The following is a 19,576-nucleotide window of genomic DNA, read 5'->3' as shown; positions in this document are numbered from 1 at the left end:
CATTGTGGATCTCTTGGCGCAAGCGGCACGACGTCCGGCGCGCCGTACTGGGGGCTGGGTGCGCCGGACGTCGTACCTCGCAGGCGGGAGGGGGGAGTGCTCCCGCCGGGTCTTCGGCCGCGCTCGCCTCGGCGCGGTGCTCCGGTGTTCAGCTTCCCGGGCCGGGACGTGGTGCGGCTAGCGGAAAAGGTCGCTGACGGCGACAACCTAAGTTGATCGACGCGGAGGCATCCGGCCCTCGAATGGAGTAGCCGCGGGTGGATGTACTAGCGGGCAGGCTCTCCGGCCGCCCGTACCCGACCACGCCGAATGGTCTTGACCATTCCGCCGGGGCGTCCTTAGCGTTCGGCCGTCCCCACCGTCGCGGACGCGTGCTCCCCGCCACGCACGTGCCGCTCTCCCCGAGGAGGCGCCATGCTGTCCAGGCGTACCTTCGTCACCGCCGGTCTGACCGCCGTGGCCGGCGCGTCGCTGTGGTCCACCGCCACCGCGCCGAAAGCGCGGGCCGCGGCGTCCCTGCCGGTGACCCTGAAGAACAATTCGGGCAACGGCACCGTCTACGCCTACATCAGCGGCGCCGACACGTCGGGCTGGCCCGGGTTCGTCACGGCGAGCGGCCAGTTCCAGCGGCTGCCCAACCCGTCCTCGCCGGTGACCCCGATCCCCGACTACGCCATTCCGCTCACCGGCTCGGGGTCCCAGGTCACGGTGACCCTGCGCGACTACATCATCGGCGGCCGCGTCTGGTTCTCGGCGGACCAGAAGATCCAGTTCTTCGTCAACCCGGGCCCCGGCCTCGTGCAGCCCGGCTTCACCAGCTCGGACCCGAACTGGCGGACCAACTGGACGTTCGCCGAGTTCACCTACAACAGCGCGAACCTCTACGCGAACATCAGCTACGTCGACATGGTGGCGCTGCCGGTGTCCATGGCCACGACGGGCGCGGCGGGGTCGCAGTCGGTCAGCCCGCTGCCCGACGGCGCGCTCGGCGCCATCGCCGACGGGCTGCGCGCCCAGCACTCCGCCGACGGGGCGCCGTGGGACCAGCTGGTCGTCACCGACTCGTCCGGCAAGGTGGTGCGCGTGCTCGCGCCCGGCCACTCCCCGACCGACTTCGGCGGCTACTGGTCCGGGTACCTCAACGCCGTCTGGGACCACTACCGCTCGACGCCGCTGACGATCAACGGGCAGGGCAGCATCGGGTCGTACACGGGCACGGTCAGCGGCGACACGCTGGTGTTCGCCGGCTTGAACACCAACGGCGTGCCGTTCACCAAGCCGAGCGCGATCGACATCTTCGGCTGCGCGAGCGGGCCGCTGTACAACTCCGGCGGCGACGCCCGCGGCGCGATCGCGGCCCGGCTCGCGGCCGCGCTCAACCGCAGCAGCCTGCTGGTCGCGGGCGGCAACAACCAGCCCGACGGCGTCGCGCCTTCGCAGTACTACAAGGACGCCACGACGAACCACTACGCGCGCCTGGTCCACCAACACGCGTCGATCGGCTACGCGTTCCCGTACGACGACGTCGGCCCGACGGGCAGCCAGCCGGTGGACGGCCACCTCCAGGACCCGGCGCCGACGTCCTGGACGGTGGCGCTGGGCCCGGGCGCGGGCGGCGGTGGCACGCCCCAGCCGGGCGGCACGAGCGCGTACTCGACGATCCAGGCGGAGTCCTACAGCGCCCAGAGCGGCACGCAGAACGAGGCCTGCAGCGATTCCGGTGGCGGCACGGACGTCGGCTGGATCGCCAACGGCGACTGGCTGAAGTACCCGGGAGTCGACTTCGGGTCGAGCTCGCCCCGCCAGTTCGTCGCCCGGCTGGCGTCGGGCGCGGCGGCGGGGGTGAGCGGCGCGATCCGCGCGCGGATCGACAGCGTGTCGGGCCCGGTGCTCGCGGAGATCGACTTCGCCAACAACGGGGGCTGGCAGTCGTGGCAGACGGTCCCGGCGAACGTCGTCGCCTCGGCGACCGGGGTGCACGACGTCTACCTGACGTTCTCGGGAGGTACGGCGGACTTCGTCAACATCAACTGGTTCACGTTCACGCGGTAGCGCTCGGTGGGCAAGCCCAGGCCGGTGGCCTGGGCTTTTCCGGGTCCGGCATCCCCCGCGGGGGTGGTCGTGGGCCGGGTGGGCGTCACGCGGGCGGGGCGGCGAGGTTTCCCCGGCGCAGGCGGACATCGGGGACCGCGGCGCCGGGCTCGCGTAGGGGGCGAGCCCGGCGCTACTCCCGGTCGAGCGCCGGGGACATCCCTGGGTCGGCAGCCATCCGCCAAGCCCGCGGCGCCGGGCACGACGACCTCGGGGCACGTTCGTGCGAGGCACCTCCGGCCGCCGGCCGGGCAACCGTCGCCGGCCGCGGGCCGGTCTCCGGCTCGGCCCCTGCGGCGTCCGCCCAGCCGATCGCGGCCGCGCGGAGCATGGCGGACTGCGCCGTGTCCGCGCAGCCGTCCAGCACCGTGTGCAGCGCGGCGACGTCGTACAGCGTCTCGGCCAGCCCGGCGCCCGTCCGCGCCCGTGATCCGCCGAGGTCGGTCAGCGCCGCCGTCAGATCGCCGCGGAACAGCGCCGAGCTGCACACGGTGTCCACTTCGGGCACCGCCCAGTCGCTCGGGAAGCGCCACCCGCTGGTGGTGCTCGCCAGCCGCCACCGGCCGCGCAGCCTGCGCACGGCGCCGTCGGCGTGGTTTCGATCGCCCACTGGCCCGCCCTCCCGTCGGTCTCGGGAGTGCGAGGGCGCTCATCGCCGCCCGTGACGCCACGACGGCACCGGACCCGCCGACTGAGTTAACCCAGAAGAGTTAGTCATCCCCCGAGAGGTGACCGAACTGCTCACGGGCTGACGGCCGTCACCTGGGGCTCCGGAGGGTCCGTTTCGTCGTCGTCGGTCGCGGGACCCGGCCACTGCACGCCGGTCTCGGCGACGACCGCGTCGAAGATGGGTGTGGCGGTGGGGTTCATCGCCGGTTCCCGGAAACCGACGCCGGCGACCGCTGGGCTTGCAGGTAGGCGTGCCGCAGCGCCTCGCGGGCGCGCGCCGCCAGCACCGCGACCCCGGTCGGCGAGACCCCCAGCACGGGGGCGAGGTCGGCCTCCGTGCGCCCTTCGGCGACGGTGCTCCACAGCACCGTCCGCCAGCGGGCCGGCAGGGTGCGGAAAGCCGCCCCGACCAGCTCGTCGGCCTCCGGCCGGGGGCCACCCCACCGGGCGGCCAGGTCGCGCATCGTCGTCACGAGGTACGGCCGGAGGTGCTCCCGCGGCCCGCCACCGGCGCGAAGCACCGCGAGGACGCAGGTGAACGTCTCCGCCACCAGGTCGTCCCAGTCGGCGGGCCGGCCGCCCAAGTCCGCGGCGAGCCGGCGCAGGGGTTCGGCGTGCCGGCGGAACAGCCGGCCGGCCGCGCCGGCGTCGCCCCGGCGGAACTCGGCGATCAGCCGGGCGTCCGGCAGGCCGCCGTCGTCGACCGCTCCCCACATCGCGCACTCCGATCCGCGCCGCAACCACGCTCCGTGATAACTCGGGCCTCAAAGTAACAGATACAGAAGCGTAGCCCCTACTCGGCTCCCCGGTAGGGTCTCCGAAGTGACGTCCTCCTCCGGTCCCGGCGACGGCCGGGCGGCCCGCTGGGCGGGGCAGCGGGAGCGCCGGCGGCACGAGTTCGTCGACGCCGCCCTGCGGGCGATCGCCGAGCACGGCCCCGACGTGTCGACCGAGCGCATCGCCGAGGTCGCCGGCGTGGCGCGGCCCCAGCTGTACAAGCACTTCGACGACGCCACCGACCTGAAGCGGGCGATCGCCGACCGGGCGACCGGGCTCATCACCACCGCGCTGCTGCCGGTGTGGGAGCCGCAGGGCAGCGCGCTGGAGATGATCACCGTCGCGGTCGACGCGCACACCGGCTGGCTCGCCGGCAACGGCAACCTCTACCGCTACCTGACCCGGCACGCCCAGATCGGCGGGCGGAACGCGGTCTCCGACGTCAAGACCGTCATCGCGCGGCAGCTCACGCAGGTGTTCGAGTTCTACCTGACGGTGTTCAAGCTGGACGAACGCGTCGCCGAAGTCCTTTCGTTCGGCGTCGTCGGTCTCGTCGACTCGTGCACCGCGCAGTGGCTCGAAAGCCCCCGCGGCGTCACGCGGACCGAGCTCACGGACCTGCTCACGCGCTGGATCTGGCGCATCATCGACGACTCCCTGCGCGCCGGCGGCATCGAGCTCGACCCGCACGTGCCGCTGCCGCCCCCGCCCCGGCCGCCGGGGATCAGACGGTGAGCACCACCTTGCCCCGCAGGTGACCCCGCTCGAGCAGCCGGTGCGCGTCGGCGACGCGGTCGAACGGAAAGGTCTCCTGCACGTGGACCCGGAGCTCGCCGCGGCCGACGAGGTCGGCGAGGCCGCGCAGGGCGACCGGATCGGGGTCGACCGCGATGCCGCTGAAGCGCATGCCGGCCGCCTCGAACTTCGCGATGAGCGCCTTGTCCTCCTCGGCTACCGCCGTCACGAGGTGGCCGCCAGGGCGGAGCACCTCGAGCGAGCGCTCGGCGGTGTCGCCGCCGAGCGTGTCGAGCACCACGTCGACGTCGGCGACCACCTCGGTGAAGTCGACCGCCCGGTAGTCGACGACCTCGTCGGCGCCGAACCCCTCGACGAACTCCCGTTTGTCCCCGCCGGCGGTGGTGATCACGTACGCGCCCAGGGATTTCGCGAGCTGGATCGCGACGTGGCCGACCCCGCCGCCACCACCGTGGACCAGCACGCGGTCGCCTTCGGTCACACCGGCGAGGTCGACGAGACCTTGCCACGCGGTCAGCCCGACGACCGGCAGCGCCGCCGCCTCGACGGGGGAGAGCGACGCCGGCTTGCGCGCCAGGTGCAGGGCCGGCGCCGCCACGAACTCGGCGTACCCGCCGGCCGCCCGCGGGAACAGCGGCATCCCGAACACTTCGTCGCCGGGCTTGAACCGCCATGTCTGCGGCGAGTCCTCGACGACGCCGCTGATGTCCCAGCCGAGGACGAACGGCGGCGGGCCGAGCAACGGGAATTCACCGGCGCGCAGGCGCGGTTCGAGGGGGTTCAGCCCGATCGCTTCGACGCGGATGAGGACTTCGGTCGGCAGGGGCCGGGGTGCGGACGCGTCCTCGATGGTGAGGACCTCCGGGCCCCCGAACGCGTGCTGGGTGATGACTCGCATACCCCGACGATGGCCGTCCCCGCGCGGGCGGACCACCGGCGTCACGCCAGGATTTTCCGACAACCCGCCAGGCTAGGCTGGGTGCCGATGATCGAACTCGTCCGGGCCGGCGATCCGGCGGTCTGCGAACCCCTGGCGCACGGCGACGTCGTCCCGGCGCACTTCCACGACTTCGGCCAGCTCCGGTACGCCGCGACCGGGGCGCTGGTCACGTCGACCCGCGCCGGTACCTGGGTGGCGCCGGCGAACCGCATCACGTGGGTGCCGCCGTTCCACGTCCACCGCAGCCGTTCGCACGGCCGGACCGACATCCGGCTGCTCGAGGTCCCGGCCGCGCTGGCCGGGCAGCTGCCGGCGGAGCCGTCGGTGTTCGAGGCGAGCCCGCTGCTGCGCGAGGCCTACCTGGCGAAGCTCGGGGAGCCCGCTGACGGTCCCCGCTCCCGGCTGCTGCTCGACGTCGTCCTCTCGGAACTCGTGCGCGCCGAGCAGGAACCCTTGCGCCTCCCGGAGCCGCGCGACGCCCGACTGAAGGCCGTCACCGACCTGCTGCACGCCGACCCGGCGAGCCCGGCGACCTTGGCGGAACTGGGCCACCGGACCGGCTCCAGTGAACGGACCCTCAGCCGGCTGTTCGCCGGTGAGCTGTCGATGGGCTTCCACCAGTGGCGCACGCTGCTGCGCGTCCAGCGGGCCCTGCTCGAACTCGGCGAAGGCCGATCGGTGACCGACACGGCGATCCGGCTGGGGTGGGCGAACCCGGGCAGCTTTCATCGACGCGTTCACCGAGCTCGTCGGCCGGACCCCGGGTCGTTACCGGGCCGCCACGCGGTAACACACCCGCCGATTTCTGAGAGCGCTCCCATTTTTCATCCGAGTGGACCACGACTGGGCGGGCACGATCCCTTACGCTCCAATCTGGAAGCGCTCCCAGATGCCAGGAGGCGGCGTGCGCACTTCGATGACGAAGGCGATTTCCCGGGTGGTCGTCGCGCTGCTCGTGCTCGGCCTGAGCCTCGCGATCCCCAACGCGTCCGCGGGTACCGCCGCCGCCGGAAAGTTCAACTACGGCGAGGCCCTGCAAAAGGCCGTCTGGTTCTACGACGCCCAGCGCTCCGGCGTGCTGCCCGGCGGCAACCGGGTCTCCTGGCGCGGCCCGTCCGCCCTCGACGACGGCAAGGACGCCGGCCTGGACCTCACCGGCGGCTTCTACGACGCCGGTGACCACGTCAAGTTCGGGCTGCCGTTCGAGTCCAGCATGACCATGCTCGCCTGGGGCGGCCTGGAAAACCGCGCCGCCTACCGGGATTCCGGCCAGTGGCCGTACCTGCTGGCGAACCTGCGCTGGGGCGCCGACTGGCTGATCAAGGCGCACCCGCAGCCCGACGTGCTGTACGGCCAGGTCGGCAAGGGCGACGACGACCACAAGTGGTGGGGCCCCGCCGAGACGATGACCATGGCCCGGCCCGCCTACCGCGTCGACGACTCCTGCCCCGGCTCGGACCTCGCCGGCGAGGCCGCCGCGCAGCTGGCCTCCGGCTCACTCGTGTTCCAGGCCGACGATCCCGCCTACGCGGCCACCCTGCTCACGCACGCCAAGCAGCTGTACTCGTTCGCCGACAACCACCGAGGCGCCTACTCGAACTGCATCACCGACGCCCAGAACTTCTACAAGTCCTGGAGCGGCTACCAGGACGAGCTGGTGTGGGGCGCGATCTGGCTCTACAAGGCCACGGGCGACAGCGCCTACCTGACCAAGGCGCGCACCGAGTACGAGAAGCTGTCCACCGAACCGCAGACCACCACCCGGTCCTACCGCTGGACGCTGGCCTGGGACGACAAGTCCTACGGCGCCTACGTGCTGCTCGCCCAGCTCACCGGCGACCCCGAGTACGTCGCCGACGCCAACCGCTGGCTGGACTGGTGGACCACCGGCGTCAACGGCCAGCGCGTGCCCTACTCCCCCGGCGGCCAGGCCGTGCTCGACCAGTGGGGCTCGCTGCGGTACGCGGCGAACACGGCGTTCGTGGCCCTGACGTATTCGGACTGGTTGCGCGCCACCGATCCCACGCGCGCGGCGACGTACCACGCCTTCGGCGTCCGGCAGATCGACTACGCGCTGGGCGACAACCCCCGCGGCGCGAGCTTCGAGGTCGGGTTCGGCGTCAACCCGCCCCGCAACCCGCACCACCGCACCGCGCACGGCTCCTGGGCCGACAGCATGACCGAACCGACGGTGAGCCGGCACACCTTGTACGGCGCGCTCGTCGGCGGTCCCTCCTCGCCCAACGACGCCTACACCGACGACCGCAGCAACTACACGATGAACGAGGTCGCCCTCGACTACAACGCCGGCTTCACCAGCGCGCTGGCCCGCCTCTACGGCGAGTACGGCGGCGCGCCGCTGGCGTCGTTCCCGGCGGCGGAAACCCCGGACGGCCCGGAAATCCTGGCGCAGGGCGCCCTCAACCAGCCCGACGGCGGCACGTTCACCGAGGTCAAGGCGTACGTGATCAACAAGTCGGCGTGGCCCGCTCGCACGTTCACCGGCTCGCTGCGCTACTACTTCACGCTCGACGGCGCCACCACGCCCGGCCAGATCTCGGTCTCTTCCGCGTACAACCAATGTGACGCACCGGTCGTCCGCCAGTTCTCCGGCTCGACCTACTACGTCGACGTCCAGTGCTCCGGCGGGGTCGCGCCCGGCGGGCAGTCCCGTTACCGCAAGGAAGTGCAGTTCCGGATCAGCAGCGCCGGTACGTGGGATCCGAGCAACGACTGGTCGCACACCGGCCTCGCGCCCAGCGGTTCCGCGCCCGCGAACGCCTCGCGGCTGGTGCTCGCGCAGGGCTCCACGGTGCTGTGGGGCAGCCCGCCTGGACCGTCCACAGGGGACACCACCCCGCCGTCGGCACCGACCGGCGTCACCGCCGCCGCGGGCAGCACCAGCGTCAGTCTCATGTGGACCGCGGCCACCGACGACGTCGGCGTCGCCGGGTACGACGTGCTGAACTCGGCGGGCGCGACGGTCGGCAGCACCACGACCACCGGCTACCAGGTCACGGGTCTCACCCCCGGCACCGCGTACACGTTCTCGGTGCGCGCGCGGGACGCCGCCGGCAACCAGTCTCCGGCCAGCAGCTCGGTTTCGGTCACGACCACGACGACCGGCGGCGACCCCGGCACCGGCTCGCTCGCCGTCCAGCAGCGCTCCAGCAGCGGCGCCACCGACAACCAGATCCGCACGGGCCTTCAGATCGTGAACCGGGGCAGCACGTCCGTCGCCCTGACCGGCGTCACCGCGCGCTACTGGTTCACCGGCGACGCCACCAACCCGAGTTACCAGATCTGGTGCGACTACGCGGTGGTCGGCTGCGCCAACGTCTCGCTGCGGGTGGTGAAGCTCGCCACGCCGCGACCGGGAGCCGACGCCTACGTCGAGGTCGGTTTCAGCGGCGGCACCCTGGCCGCCGGCGCGAACACCGGCGAGGTCCAGATCCGGGTCGCGAAGGCCGACTGGGCGGCGTTCAACCAGGCCGACGACCACAGCTACCGCGCGGCGACGGCGTTCAGCGACCTCGCCACCACGACGGCCTACCAGGCCGGTGCCCTCGCCTGGGGCACCGAACCCTGATCGGCTACTTCGTCACCACTCTCGTCCACATCAACGCCGCCACCGCTGACGAGGTCCGGCGGCGCCGCGGTTCGGGCGAAGATGCCGATCACGGGCTCTGACTGGTCGTGGACATTGGCACTGCCCGGCGGGACCTTGAACCCCGCGACGATCGAACTGCTGCCGGCCTTGGCCGACGGGTTCGGGCTGTCGCCGCCCCGGCCGGGTGGCGGGATCAACCGATTCGACAACTCTCGGGGCCGCGAAGGCGAACACCGGGTGCTCGACAGCTCGCCTGGGGTGCTCCGCCCGCTGGGGGCCCGGCGGGAACGGCTGAGCTGGTGGACCTACTTCGCCGCCGACCGCTACCGGCTGCCGGCGCCCGTCACCGCAGGGCTTGGCGCCGACATCCACCGGGCTGGACGGCGTGAGCGGCGAAGCCGCCTGTTCGGCGACGCCAGCCGGGTCGAGTCGACGCGGGATGTCAGGAGGTGAGCTCGTCGGCGAGTGCGGAGCGGGACGCGTGCAGCGACGCCAGGAGCCGCAGCCGGTCCGCGTCGGAGCTGCCCGGTTCGGCGGTGAACACCAGCATGACCGGTCCGGGGTTGCCGGGCAGCGGGTAGGTGTCCCAGTCCAGCAGGAGGTCGCCCACCGCGGGGACCCGGAAGGTCTTGGTGCCGCTCACCGACTCGCGAACGTCGTGGCGGGCCCACAACCGCCGGAACTCGGCGCTGCGGATGCTCAGCTCGCCGACGATCGCGGTGGCGCGGGGATGGGTGGGGTCGGCGGCGACGGCGGCCCGCAGCATGCCGATGTAGTCCAGCGCCTGCTTCTCCCAATCCGGACAGCTCCTCTGTGCGGTCCGCACATCGTCGAACAGCAGCAGAAGCATGTTGAGCCGGTCCGGCGGGTAGGCCCCCGGGTCACCGAGCAGCGCCTCGGCCATCGGGTTCCAGTCGAGCAGGTCCAGGTGCCTGCCGAGCACGACCGCCGGGGTATCGGTCACCCGCAGCAGCCGGCGGGTGCCGGCCGGCACCCGCTCCGGCTCACGGTCCACCGGGACGGGCACCGCCCGGCGGGCGGCGTGACCCAGCACGAACAGGTGCCGGCGTTCCTCGTCGCCGAGGCCGAGCGCGCCGGCGAGCGCCGCCAGGACGTCGTCGGACGGGCGGACCTCGCGGCCCTGCTCGATCCGCTGGTAGTAGTCGGTGCTCAACCCGGCCAGCAGAGCCAGCTCCTCGCGCCGCAGCCCAGCGACCTTGCGCCGCCCGCCCGGCTCCAGACCGACGTCGCGCGGACGCAACCGGGCGCGCCGCGCGCGCAGGAAGTCACCGAGCTCGCGCGCGTAGGGACTGCTCATACCCCCAGTGTGCCTCCCGCGCGGGCGCCCAAGGTGGGTCTCGCAAACCCAGGGAACCGAGTCCGACCGACACCGGCCGGAGCACTCCTAACGTCGCCGGCACAGCGCACCGACACCCCTTCAGGAGCAGCAGATGACCGGATGGACCGCCGACCGCATCCCCGACCAGCACGGCCGCGTCGCCGTCGTGACCGGCGCGAACTCGGGCCTCGGCCTGGTCACCGCCACCGAACTCGCCCGCCACGGCGCCCACGTCGTCCTCGCCGTCCGCGACACCGCCGCCGGCGAGCAGGCCGCCCGCCGGATCGACGGCGACACCGAGGTGCGCGAACTCGACCTGGCCTCCCTCGAATCGGTCCGCGCCTTCGCCGCCAAGCTGGCCGTCGACCACCCGGTGATCGACCTGCTGGTCAACAACGCCGGCGTCGTCCTGCTCGGCCCGCGCCGCACCTCGGCCGACGGCTTCGAGCTGCAGTTCGCCACCAACATGCTGGGCCACTTCGCCCTGACCGGCCTGCTGCTGGACAACCTGGCCGCGGCGCGGGAAGCGCGGGTGGTCAACCTCAGCTCCATCACCCACAAGAACGCGCACCTCGACTTCGACGACCTGATGTCCGAACGCGGCTACCGGGCCACCACCGCCTACGGCCGGTCCAAGCTGGCCACCACGATCTTCGGTCTCGAGCTGGACCGCCGCCTGCGTTCGGCGGAACTGCCGATCGCGAGCGTGCTGGCCCACCCCGGTCTCACCCGGACCAACCTGACCCCGCGCGCCTGGGAACACCGCGGCCGGCTCGGGCGGGCAATCGCACGGCTCGGCCTGCTGGCCACCCAGCCGGTGGAACGGGGCGCGCTGCCGCAGTTGCACGCCGCCACCGCGGCCGGCGTGCGGGGCGGTCAGTTCTTCGGACCGGCCGGTCTCGCGGAGACGCGCGGCCGCGTCACCGAGGCCCGGCTCAGCCGCGACGCGGCCGACCCGGCCATCGGCCGACGGCTCTGGACAGCGGCCCAGGTACTGACCGGGGTCGGTTACCTCTGAAACCCGGCGTCCGAACGCCCTTCATGGCTCCCCTCTGTGTCAAGCAGACAAGAAAGCCGCTGTCCAATCCTTGACGACGGCAGGTTCGGGAAGTGACTGATCCCAAGTGCGTGCCGGGCCCCGGCACGCCCTCCGACAGTGGCGATTTTTGAGGAACGATCGTTCTTAACTGATCGTTCCTCAAAAGGATACTGTCACGACATGGGCAGGCGAAGGGCGTTCGACGAGGACGAGGTGGTGCGGACCGCCGTGGGGTTGTTCGGTGGCCGCGCGTTCGACGGGGTGTCCGTCGACGACCTCGTCACCCACCTCGGTGTGCACCGCAACAGCCTCTACAAGACGTTCGGCAGTAAGCGAGGCCTCTACCTGGCCGCCTTGCGCCGCCACATCGCCGACGACGTCCGCCCCTTGGCCGAAGCGCTCGCCGTGGCACCGGATGCCGCGACCGCGCTGCGGCTCGTCACGTCGGCCGACCTCGGCCTGCTGCTGCTCGCGACGGTCGACCGGGCCCCGGCCGACGAGGAGGTGGCCACCGAAGTGAGCGCGGCGTTGGCCGCGCTCGACCAGGCGATCGCCGACGCGCTCGACATTTCCACCGCCCTGGCAGGCGGCCTCACGGCGGCCGCATTGGGCATCCTCCTGCGCGGCAACCCCGAGGGTGTCGACGCCGCGCTGACCCAACGCTTCGATTCCTCTGACTGACAAGGAAAATGACATGGCACTGGTCCACATCGACGGCGACGACCTCGTTGTCGTCATCGAGGGTCTCGACAAGCTCTGGGCCTTCAAGAGCAGCCTGACCATCCCGCTGGCCAACGTCCGCGGCGCGACCGCGGATCCCGGCATCGCCGCCGATGCCAAGGGAATCCGCGCGCCGGGCGCCCACCTGCCCGGCGTGATCACGGCGGGCACGTTCCACCTCGACGGCGAAAAGGTCTTCTGGGACGTCAAGGACGCGTCGAAGGCCGTCGTGATCGAACTCGCCGACGAGCGTTACGCCCGCCTCGTCCTCCAGGTCGACAACCCGCGCGAGACCGTCACGCTGGTCGAAAACGCCCTGCGCTGAAAAGGAAACCGATGTTCACCCACGTCGCCGCGGCCGTGCTGTCGCTGGCCGCCGTAACCGCCACCCCGGCCGAGGCGGAACCAGGCCTGGTGCCCGCCGCCGACCGCGAAGTCGTCTTCACCGCCGACGGGACAGCGACTTACGGCACGCTGCACGTTCCCGCCCACCGTGCCGGGCAACGGCTGCACGCCGCACTGCTGCTGCCCGGCAGCGGCTCCACCGACCGCGACGGCAACCAACCACCACACGCGACTCCGGACACTCTGGCGCAGGTGGCCACCGCACTCGGCGGCGACCGGGTCGCCACGCTGCGGTTCGACAAGTACGGCACCGGCCGCACCGGACTCGGCGCCTACCGCGACCACCCCGAAACCCTCGACTACCCCGCGTTCGTCCGCCAGGCCGGCGCCGCCTACGAGGTGTTGCGCGACCAGCCGGAAACCGACCCGCACGCGCTGATGGTCGTCGGGCACAGCGAAGGCGCGATGACCGCACTGCTGCTCGGCGGCACCGTCCACCCGCGCCCAGCCGGCCTGGCCCTGCTGCAGCCGCAGGCGATCCGCCTGCTGGACCTCGTCGCGCTGCAACTGCACGCCCAGACCGCCGAGGCGGCCCGGCAGGGCCAGTTCACCTCGGAGCAGCAGCGCGCGATCGACGCGGCGATCGACGCCGCCGTCACCGCCCTGCGCGAACAGCGACCGGTCGACACCACCGACCTGCCGCCCGTCCTCGCCCAGCTCTTCACGGCCTTCCAAGGGCAGAGCAGCCGGTTCGTGCGCAGCGACGACGCCGTCTACCCGCCGGTCACCGCCGCAGCTCTGCGGCCGGGAACGAGGGTGATGCTGACCTGCGGCACGAACGACGCCCAAGTCCCTTGCGCCACCACGGATGCCTTGACCGCCGCCCTACGCCGCGCGCACGTCGGCGGACCGGGCCGGGTGCCGCTGCCCGGAGTGGATCACCTGCTGCACGACACCGACCACCCGGACACCCCCGCCCCCGCCGTGCTCGACGCCCTGCACCGGTTCGCGGGGCGCTAAGGCAGACCCCGTCGTCCGCCGTTACGCAAAGCCGCGGTCGACGGCACCTGTCGACCGAGCCGCGAACATTCATCCATGCCACCGATGGGTCGCTCGCGCCCGGTCATGCCGAAGGCAGTGCATTCGCGACCGGCGGCGGCACCTTGTCAATCGCCGACGAACCACAGATACCGGTGCGTTCCACGTCCGACGACCCGGCACAACTCGCGGGCCTGGCTCACCCGGTCACCGGAAACTGCGCGGTAGCGATCAACTCGCCGTTGGTGACGGCGGTCAGTACCCGAAACGAGCCGCCGGTTCGCCAGGACGCTGCCAGCGGACCAGCACGCCGCCAGGTTCGCACCCGGTTCTCGCCTATCTTGTTCATCCCGATGATCGTCGGCCGCGACGTCGACATCGGCCGGGCCGGCAGCCGCCGGCGATCACTCGGGCCGCGCGATCAGGCCGCCGTTTGGACGACCGTCAAGATGGACACCAAATCGCCCCCACCCATGGGTAGCAAAAAAGCCCAGGTCTGTGACCTGGGCTTTGCTCCCCCGCTTGGACTCGAACCAAGAACCCTCCGGATTATTGGTTCGAGTCGTTTGGAGTCGACGTCAGTCGATCTAGCTGGGATGTTTGCAATCGCTCATGCTCTGAGTCGACGCCAGTCGACGTCGTTCGACCTGCAATTTCGCCCATAAATCGCCCCTAGTTCGACAGCCAACGTCGCGTCAGGTGTGCGGCCGCTGCGTTGCCCGGGTAGGCCTTGACGCACCTGCGAGGTCAGCTGTAATGCGACGACGGCGCGACCAGCATCGTTCGGCATGTTGCAATCCGGGAACCTACAGCGATTGATCGAGTATGACTGTTGGACGTGTCGCGCTGCTTGTCACCTGCGTGTTGGTAGCTGGCCTGGGTACGTGGATCGCGATCGCGCGATGGGAGGACGCCAACAAGGTCGCGACGGCGGTATCGGCTTTGGGAGCTGTCGCCGCTGTCGGCGTCGCGGTGTGGGCTGTGGTACGGACGCCCAGAACCAGCAAGGCGATCGTGGTTACCGACACCGGCAAGGCGAAATCGGCCTCCGGGGGACATGCGGTCACCGGCGTCACCGGCACGCCCGGTCACGACTCGGTTCGGGCAGAACGTACTGGCGATGCAGAATCGTCCGGGGGCGGCGACGCTGTTAGCGGAGTGCAGCTGGACTGAAGCACGCCATCGATGGACGTCGGCGCTGGCGTAGTGGGTGAGGAATGACGGATCGCAGGCAACGGATCACGGTGACCGGCAGCGGCGCCGCGACCGCGACGCACGGGTACGCCAACTCCGGAGTCCACATCGGCGACGTCAACCTGCTGACCGGCATTCCAGTCAAAACTCGGTATCGCAGGCAAGTCCAGCGAATCGCTCCTCCCCAACTGCTGGGCCGGGATGCCGAGCTGAATGAACTGGCAGAGTTCTGCACCTCGCCGGCAACGGCCGGGACCTACCAATGGCTGCGGGCAGGACCGTGGTCAGGCAAATCGGCGTTGGTGTCCTGGTTCGTCCTCCATCCCCCCGCTGGGGTGCGGATGGTGTCCTTCTTCATCACCGCCCGGCTGGCGGCCCAGAACGATCGCGGCGCGTTCATCGACAACGTGATGGAGCAGCTGCTGTCGCTGCTGGGCGAGTCAATCCCACCGTTCTTGACGGAGTCCAACCGGGAAGCACACCTGCTGGGACTACTCGCCGAGGCAGCCGAAGCGTGCGACCGCCGCAGCGAGCAGTTCGTCTTGCTGGTAGACGGTCTAGACGAAGATCGAGGAGTGCACGACGGGCCGGACTCTCACAGCATTGCTGCGGTGCTGCCTGTGGAGCCACCGTTCGGGATGCGGGTCATTGTGACTGGCCGACCAAACCCACCGATCCCGACTGATGTGCCCAGCTACCACCCGCTCCGGGACAAGATGACCATTCGATCGTTGAGTCCCTCAGCAGAAGCTCGAGAGATTCAGGAGGACACGCAGCGTGAACTGAAGCGGCTACTGCGCGGCTCGGTCGCCGAACAAGACCTACTGGGGCTCGTAGCCGCGGCGGGCGGTGGTTTGTCCGCGCCCGACCTGGCTGAGTTGACCGGCTGGTCACCATGGGATGTCAACGATCAGCTACGGACCGTGACAGGGCGAAGCTTCACTGCCCGAGACAGTCATTTCCGCTCTGACGGGCCGGACGTTTTCCTCCTTGGACACGAAGAGCTGCAGGTCGCCGCATTGACGATGCTCGGTCTGGCTCGCGTCGCGGGCTACCGCGATCGCCTGCACACTTGGGCTGAGCAGTACCGCGCACGGCACTGGCCGGCCAACACCCCGGAGTATCTGCTGCGCGGGTACTTCCGCATGCTGCAAGCCGCCGTGGGCCTGACCCGTTTTGACGGACATCCAAGATCAGGGCTGACGCCCTCGGGAAGGATGTTCCATCATGGAGACCATGGGCAGGAAGAAGCCTCGGCCTCGTCGTTCGTTCACGCCTGAGTTCAAGGCCGAGATCGTCGAGCTGTGCCAGCGGGGCGACCGCTCGATCGGCCAGGTCGCGAAGGACTTCGACCTGACCGAGACCGGCGTGCGCGAGTGGGTCAAGCAGGCCGAACGCGACGCCCGGACCCGCACCGACGGTGGACTGACCAGCGACGAGCGGGACGAGCTGGCCCGGCTGCGGCGGGAGAACCGCCGCCTGTCCGAGGACGTGGAGATCCTCAAACGAGCGACGGCTTTCTTCGCGAAGGAGACCCGGTGAACGTGTACCCGTTCATCGAGGCGGAGAACGCCGGCAGCGGCAACGCCAAACGTGCCTGCGAACTGCTGAAGGTCTCCCGAGCCGCCTACTACGCCCACCGCGCCGCCACCCCCTCCCCGCGTGAACACGACGACGCGAAGCTGACCGAGGAGATCGTCGCGATCCACGACGAGTCGAACGGCACCTACGGAACGCCTCGGGTTCACGCCGAACTCCGCGCCCGTGGCCGGCGGCATTCCCGCAAGCGGATCGCCCGGCTCCTGCGCACCGCGGGCTTGGCGGGACGGACCCCGAAACGGTGGCGGACCACGACCACCCCGACCCGGCAGCGGCCATGCCCGCCGACCTGCTCCAGCGGGATTTCTCCTGCGCCGCAACACATATCAACACCCGATGGTGCGGGGACATCACCTTCATCCATACCTGGGAAGGCTGGCTGTATCTGGCCACCGTCATCGACTTGAACTCCCGCCGGGTCGTCGGCTGGGCCACCGCGGATCACCTGCGTACCGACCTGGTCGCCGACGCTCTACGCAACGCCCTCGGCCAGCGCCGCCCCGAGCCCGGAGTGATCTTCCACTCCGACCGCGGCTGCCAGTACACCTCCCGCCAGTTCAGCACCCTCGCCGACGACGCCGGCGTGCGACTATCGGTGGGACGCAAGGGACAGTGCTGGGACAACGCGGTCGCCGAGTCGTTCTTCGCCACCATCAAGGCCGAACTGCTCGACCGGCAGGCCTGGCCCACCCGCACCGCCGCGCACAAGGCGATCTTCGAGTACATCGAAGGCTGGTACAACACCCGCCGCCTGCACTCCACCCTCGGCTACCTCAGCCCCGTCACCTACGAAACAACCACACGTCACGTAGCCTGACCACACCTCAACGACCCTGTCCGTCAAAACGGGTCAACCCCAGATCCTCCAGCGGAAGCAGACGACACCAAGGGCGGCACAACCGCCGGTACTGCACACCGACACCGACGCAGACTCCGACTCCCCCGCATGGGACACGTTGCTCGGCCGGCACGCGTCACACTCCGCAAGGCGTCGTCGCACTCGCCGACCGACCGACGAAGCACCTCGTCGCTCACAGCCCGCGACCATGGCATGGCTCGATGAGATTCTAGGGCGAAAGCGCGACAGTCCCGTAACCAAACCGAGCACCGGAACCCAAAAAGACCCACCGGCTGAGACGAAGGTACTCGCGAGGCCATTGCTGCACGTCGTCTCGGGGACGGGAGTCCACGAGCTACGCATTGCGCCCGCCGAGTTCCCGGACGGCAACCCGGCCCGCCTGCGGGTGGTGAGCTGGGAACAGCCGATGCTCGAGACCTTCCCCGCCGATCGCGTGCTTCTCACCGTGAGGCGGCCTGACGGTGTGCACCTGCGACTACGGGCACCGATCGGAGGCGCCCTGCTTAACTATTCCGGGATCGTGATGGAACACGGCACCGTGGCGACCTTCAGGCCATCACCGCCGTCCAGCTTCGGACCGGTCGCCTCCGAGCGGCGCGGCATCAGGCGCCAGGTCCTGAACCTGGGGTTCGCCGCTCACGCAGCCCTTCGCCCGTGGCGCGGGCTCTTCTGGTCGCCTTCGACGCCAGAAGGAAACCCACCTCATGTCGTCATGCTTCCAGGAGCCGCGCGCCCCGGCGCTTTCATCGCCGAGGGTGGTTTTGTCGCAGCTGCGCTCTTGAACGGTTCCGAGACCGTGGAGTTGCTGAGCCCGGTCGCTGGACGTCTCGTCGAATCAAGCCACCGTCCAGGCACCCCGCTGGCCGAGGAAGAGCCGGTCGCGTTCATCGATATCGACAACGGCAGCGGTCCACGTCGACAACCGCAGCCCGCCTGACTGAAGATCGCCGCGTGTCATTTTGCGGCGAGGTTTCAGGAGCGATCGCCCGTGATCGGCGATGATGCGACCGTAGTCGAGGAAGGCCGTTCGGCAACTGGCGCACAGACTGGCGATCACGGCGCTGAATCGGCGCCGTGAGGACGGAGTTCAATGCGACCGGCCAGCGCCACGACGACCGGCGGTCCGAAGATCCCGTTGTTGCGCTCGACGAGTTCCGCGAACGCGGCCCACGTCGAGCCAGTCGGATGTTGCGTCGTGTGCGACACCCAGCGTCGGCCGCCACAGTAGGCGCCAGCTTGGCCTGGGTCGGCCAGTGGTCATATTCCCGGCGCCGGCCTCTCACGCCCTGAGGCCACGCCGCGAAACGGAGATCACAGTGAGCCCGGCTTCAATCGCCACGACTCACCCACTCGTACTAAGTTCAATTTCAGGGTTACGACCAGGCTGGCGACGACGTACCATACAGTTGTGACCGATTCTTCCGACATCCGGATCAGCGATGACGAGCGCGAGTCGGCGCTTGCCGCTTTGGGCACACATATGAGCAGCGGACGACTGGACGTGGACGAGTTCAGCGAACGCAGCGCAAAGGCAGCCATCGCGAAGACACGCGGCGATTTGATACTGCTTTTCCGCGATCTCCCACATCCACATCCGGAATTCGGAGCCATCGACGCACCAAAAGTTGAATCGGCCACGACCCCTGACGTCGAGCCGGAAAACCAGCCGGCCACCCGCCGCGATTCAGCCGTTGGCAGGCGGCTCGCGAAAGCCGCGATACCCGCGGTCATCGTTGTCGCGATGGCGATCTTCGTGTTGACCCATCTTTGGGTTCTCGTCGTCATTCCCGTGGCTACCGCCGTCATCGGCGGTATTGTGTGGGCAGCACTGCGTACGCGAGGCTCCGGGTGGGCGGACTCGAGTTTCGACGCGGAATTCGACGCTGAGTTCGACAGACATTTCAACGCGCGGCACTCGGTGTACGACAAGGACTACTCGAAGAACTACACCAGGAACTACCTCCGCAACTACATGCGCAAATACAACGAACGGTATGACCGTCGCGACGGCGACTGACCGCACGATTGCTCAAACTGCACCGAAGAACAGGTAGAAAGATGCAGCGAAGAGCGCCGCGAAGATTATCACGGAGCTCACCACATACTGCCTGACCGTGGAACCGCCCGAGAGCTCCTTTTCGACACTCTGCCGCACTCCCGCCGGCATCGCCTCCACCACCGTCCGATCGAGCTCGGCGAACGCCTTGCGCGCGTCCTTGGTCTTCAGCTGGCGAACCAGGTTCACCGTCAGGAACAGCGCGGTCAACGGCAAGTACCACCAGAAGAAGCTCTTGAACTCCAGCTGCCGCAGCAGGTACGCGGTCCCGACAGCATAGAGGATCACGAACGGCACCACGTGGAAGAAGTACTTGCGGTAACTGGCGAACCTGAACAGCTGCATCAACAGGAACCAGGTGGCGAAGACGAACAGCACGAACCCGCCGACGTGGCGGTATCCACCGAAGTACATGCCCGCGCCCAGGACGAAGATCAGCATTGTGCCGCCGATCATGCCTGCGTGCGGGCCACGCCGGGACAGCTGCCAGACGGCGATCAGGAACAACGGGATGTCGACGTACAGGAGCAGCGAGTCCATGGAA

At 69.9% G+C, this 19,576-nt stretch carries 20 protein-coding genes and 2 pseudogenes; 16 read left to right on the top strand and 6 right to left on the bottom strand.

Going from position 1 to position 19,576, the window contains the following annotated elements:
- Positions 1–414: 414 nt before the first annotated feature.
- Positions 415–2,052: a beta-1,3-glucanase family protein gene (locus ABFJ78_RS16925; protein WP_436387295.1), complete on the top strand. Its 1,638-nt coding sequence runs from the start codon at positions 415–417 to the stop codon at positions 2,050–2,052.
- 172 nt (positions 2,053–2,224) lie between these two features.
- Here ABFJ78_RS16925 and ABFJ78_RS16920 read toward each other — a convergent pair whose 3' ends face one another.
- The 3 genes from ABFJ78_RS16920 to ABFJ78_RS16910 form a co-directional block, all read right to left on the bottom strand.
- Positions 2,225–2,701 (bottom strand): hypothetical protein, encoded by a 477-nt coding sequence (locus tag ABFJ78_RS16920; RefSeq protein WP_436387294.1) that lies wholly within the window; start codon positions 2,699–2,701, stop codon positions 2,225–2,227.
- Positions 2,702–2,832: 131 nt separating this feature from the next.
- Positions 2,833–2,961, bottom strand: coding sequence for a hypothetical protein (locus tag ABFJ78_RS16915; protein ID WP_436387293.1), 129 nt, complete (start codon positions 2,959–2,961; stop codon positions 2,833–2,835).
- Positions 2,958–3,500, bottom strand: a complete 543-nt coding sequence (locus ABFJ78_RS16910; protein ID WP_436387292.1) for an RNA polymerase sigma factor — start codon at positions 3,498–3,500, stop codon at positions 2,958–2,960. The genes ABFJ78_RS16915 and ABFJ78_RS16910 overlap by 4 nt, the downstream gene beginning before the upstream one ends.
- Before the next feature lie 82 nt (positions 3,501–3,582).
- Here ABFJ78_RS16910 and ABFJ78_RS16905 point away from each other — a divergent pair, with 82 nt between their 5' ends.
- Positions 3,583–4,272, top strand: coding sequence for a TetR/AcrR family transcriptional regulator (locus ABFJ78_RS16905; RefSeq protein ID WP_436387291.1), 690 nt, complete (start codon positions 3,583–3,585; stop codon positions 4,270–4,272).
- Here ABFJ78_RS16905 and ABFJ78_RS16900 read toward each other — a convergent pair.
- Positions 4,262–5,191 carry an NADP-dependent oxidoreductase gene (locus tag ABFJ78_RS16900; protein ID WP_436387290.1) on the bottom strand — a complete coding sequence of 310 codons (930 nt, stop codon included), beginning with the start codon at positions 5,189–5,191 and terminating at the stop codon, positions 4,262–4,264. The two genes, ABFJ78_RS16905 and ABFJ78_RS16900, sit on opposite strands and share 11 nt — an antisense overlap.
- Before the next feature lie 87 nt (positions 5,192–5,278).
- On the opposite strand from ABFJ78_RS16900, the pseudogene ABFJ78_RS16895 reads away from it, so the two are divergent.
- The 3 genes and pseudogenes from ABFJ78_RS16895 (at position 5,279) to ABFJ78_RS16885 (ending at position 9,296) form a co-directional block, all read left to right on the top strand.
- Positions 5,279–6,023: pseudogene (locus tag ABFJ78_RS16895) on the top strand (AraC family transcriptional regulator).
- A gap of 114 nt (positions 6,024–6,137) precedes the next feature.
- On the top strand, positions 6,138–8,822 hold the full coding sequence (locus tag ABFJ78_RS16890; RefSeq protein ID WP_436387289.1) for a glycoside hydrolase family 9 protein: 2,685 nt from the start codon (positions 6,138–6,140) through the stop codon (positions 8,820–8,822).
- An 81-nt stretch (positions 8,823–8,903) separates the two neighbouring features.
- A complete protein-coding gene (locus ABFJ78_RS16885; RefSeq protein ID WP_436387288.1) occupies positions 8,904–9,296 on the top strand; it encodes a hypothetical protein in 393 nt (130 codons plus the stop codon).
- On the opposite strand, the gene ABFJ78_RS16880 is transcribed toward ABFJ78_RS16885, so the two are convergent.
- Entirely contained in the window at positions 9,286–10,161 is an 876-nt protein-coding gene (locus ABFJ78_RS16880; protein ID WP_436387287.1) for a helix-turn-helix domain-containing protein, read from the bottom strand. The genes ABFJ78_RS16885 and ABFJ78_RS16880 overlap by 11 nt on opposite strands.
- Before the next feature lie 133 nt (positions 10,162–10,294).
- Here ABFJ78_RS16880 and ABFJ78_RS16875 point away from each other — a divergent pair, with 133 nt between their 5' ends.
- The 11 genes and pseudogenes from ABFJ78_RS16875 to ABFJ78_RS16825 all read left to right on the top strand — a co-directional run bounded on the left by ABFJ78_RS16875 (position 10,295) and on the right by ABFJ78_RS16825 (position 18,993).
- Complete coding sequence (locus ABFJ78_RS16875) at positions 10,295–11,200, top strand: oxidoreductase (RefSeq protein ID WP_436387286.1); 906 nt, start codon at positions 10,295–10,297, stop codon at positions 11,198–11,200.
- 201 nt (positions 11,201–11,401) lie between these two features.
- Complete coding sequence (locus tag ABFJ78_RS16870) at positions 11,402–11,902, top strand: TetR/AcrR family transcriptional regulator (RefSeq protein ID WP_436387285.1); 501 nt, start codon at positions 11,402–11,404, stop codon at positions 11,900–11,902.
- A 13-nt stretch (positions 11,903–11,915) separates the two neighbouring features.
- Complete coding sequence (locus tag ABFJ78_RS16865) at positions 11,916–12,266, top strand: hypothetical protein (protein ID WP_436387284.1); 351 nt, start codon at positions 11,916–11,918, stop codon at positions 12,264–12,266.
- Between the two features lie 11 nt (positions 12,267–12,277).
- Positions 12,278–13,306, top strand: a complete 1,029-nt coding sequence (locus ABFJ78_RS16860) for an alpha/beta hydrolase family protein (protein WP_436387283.1) — start codon at positions 12,278–12,280, stop codon at positions 13,304–13,306.
- Positions 13,307–14,149: 843 nt separating this feature from the next.
- Entirely contained in the window at positions 14,150–14,497 is a 348-nt protein-coding gene (locus tag ABFJ78_RS16855; protein ID WP_436387282.1) for a hypothetical protein, read from the top strand.
- Between the two features lie 44 nt (positions 14,498–14,541).
- Positions 14,542–15,798, top strand: coding sequence for a hypothetical protein (locus ABFJ78_RS16850; RefSeq protein WP_436387281.1), 1,257 nt, complete (start codon positions 14,542–14,544; stop codon positions 15,796–15,798).
- On the top strand, positions 15,755–16,060 hold the full coding sequence (locus tag ABFJ78_RS16845; RefSeq protein WP_436387280.1) for a transposase: 306 nt from the start codon (positions 15,755–15,757) through the stop codon (positions 16,058–16,060). Before ABFJ78_RS16850 ends, ABFJ78_RS16845 begins: the two co-directional genes overlap by 44 nt.
- Positions 16,057–16,299 (top strand): annotated as a pseudogene (locus ABFJ78_RS16840) (IS3 family transposase); the annotation flags it as partial. The gene ABFJ78_RS16845 and the pseudogene ABFJ78_RS16840, both read left to right, overlap by 4 nt.
- 59 nt (positions 16,300–16,358) lie before the next feature.
- Positions 16,359–16,934: an IS3 family transposase gene (locus ABFJ78_RS16835; protein ID WP_436387279.1), complete on the top strand. Its 576-nt coding sequence runs from the start codon at positions 16,359–16,361 to the stop codon at positions 16,932–16,934.
- A 229-nt stretch (positions 16,935–17,163) separates the two neighbouring features.
- Positions 17,164–17,913 carry a hypothetical protein gene (locus ABFJ78_RS16830; RefSeq protein ID WP_436387278.1) on the top strand — a complete coding sequence of 250 codons (750 nt, stop codon included), beginning with the start codon at positions 17,164–17,166 and terminating at the stop codon, positions 17,911–17,913.
- A gap of 471 nt (positions 17,914–18,384) precedes the next feature.
- Positions 18,385–18,993, top strand: a complete 609-nt coding sequence (locus ABFJ78_RS16825) for a DUF1707 domain-containing protein (protein ID WP_436387277.1) — start codon at positions 18,385–18,387, stop codon at positions 18,991–18,993.
- 12 nt (positions 18,994–19,005) lie between these two features.
- On the opposite strand, the gene ABFJ78_RS16820 is transcribed toward ABFJ78_RS16825, so the two are convergent.
- Positions 19,006–19,576 (bottom strand): hypothetical protein (locus ABFJ78_RS16820; RefSeq protein WP_436387276.1); only part of this gene is annotated, 571 nt, incomplete at its 5' end.

The sequence above is a fragment of the Amycolatopsis sp. MEPSY49 genome (assembly GCF_051337345.1).
GTDB lineage: Bacteria > Actinomycetota > Actinomycetes > Mycobacteriales > Pseudonocardiaceae > Amycolatopsis.
This window is presented reverse-complemented; position numbering and strand designations above follow the sequence as displayed.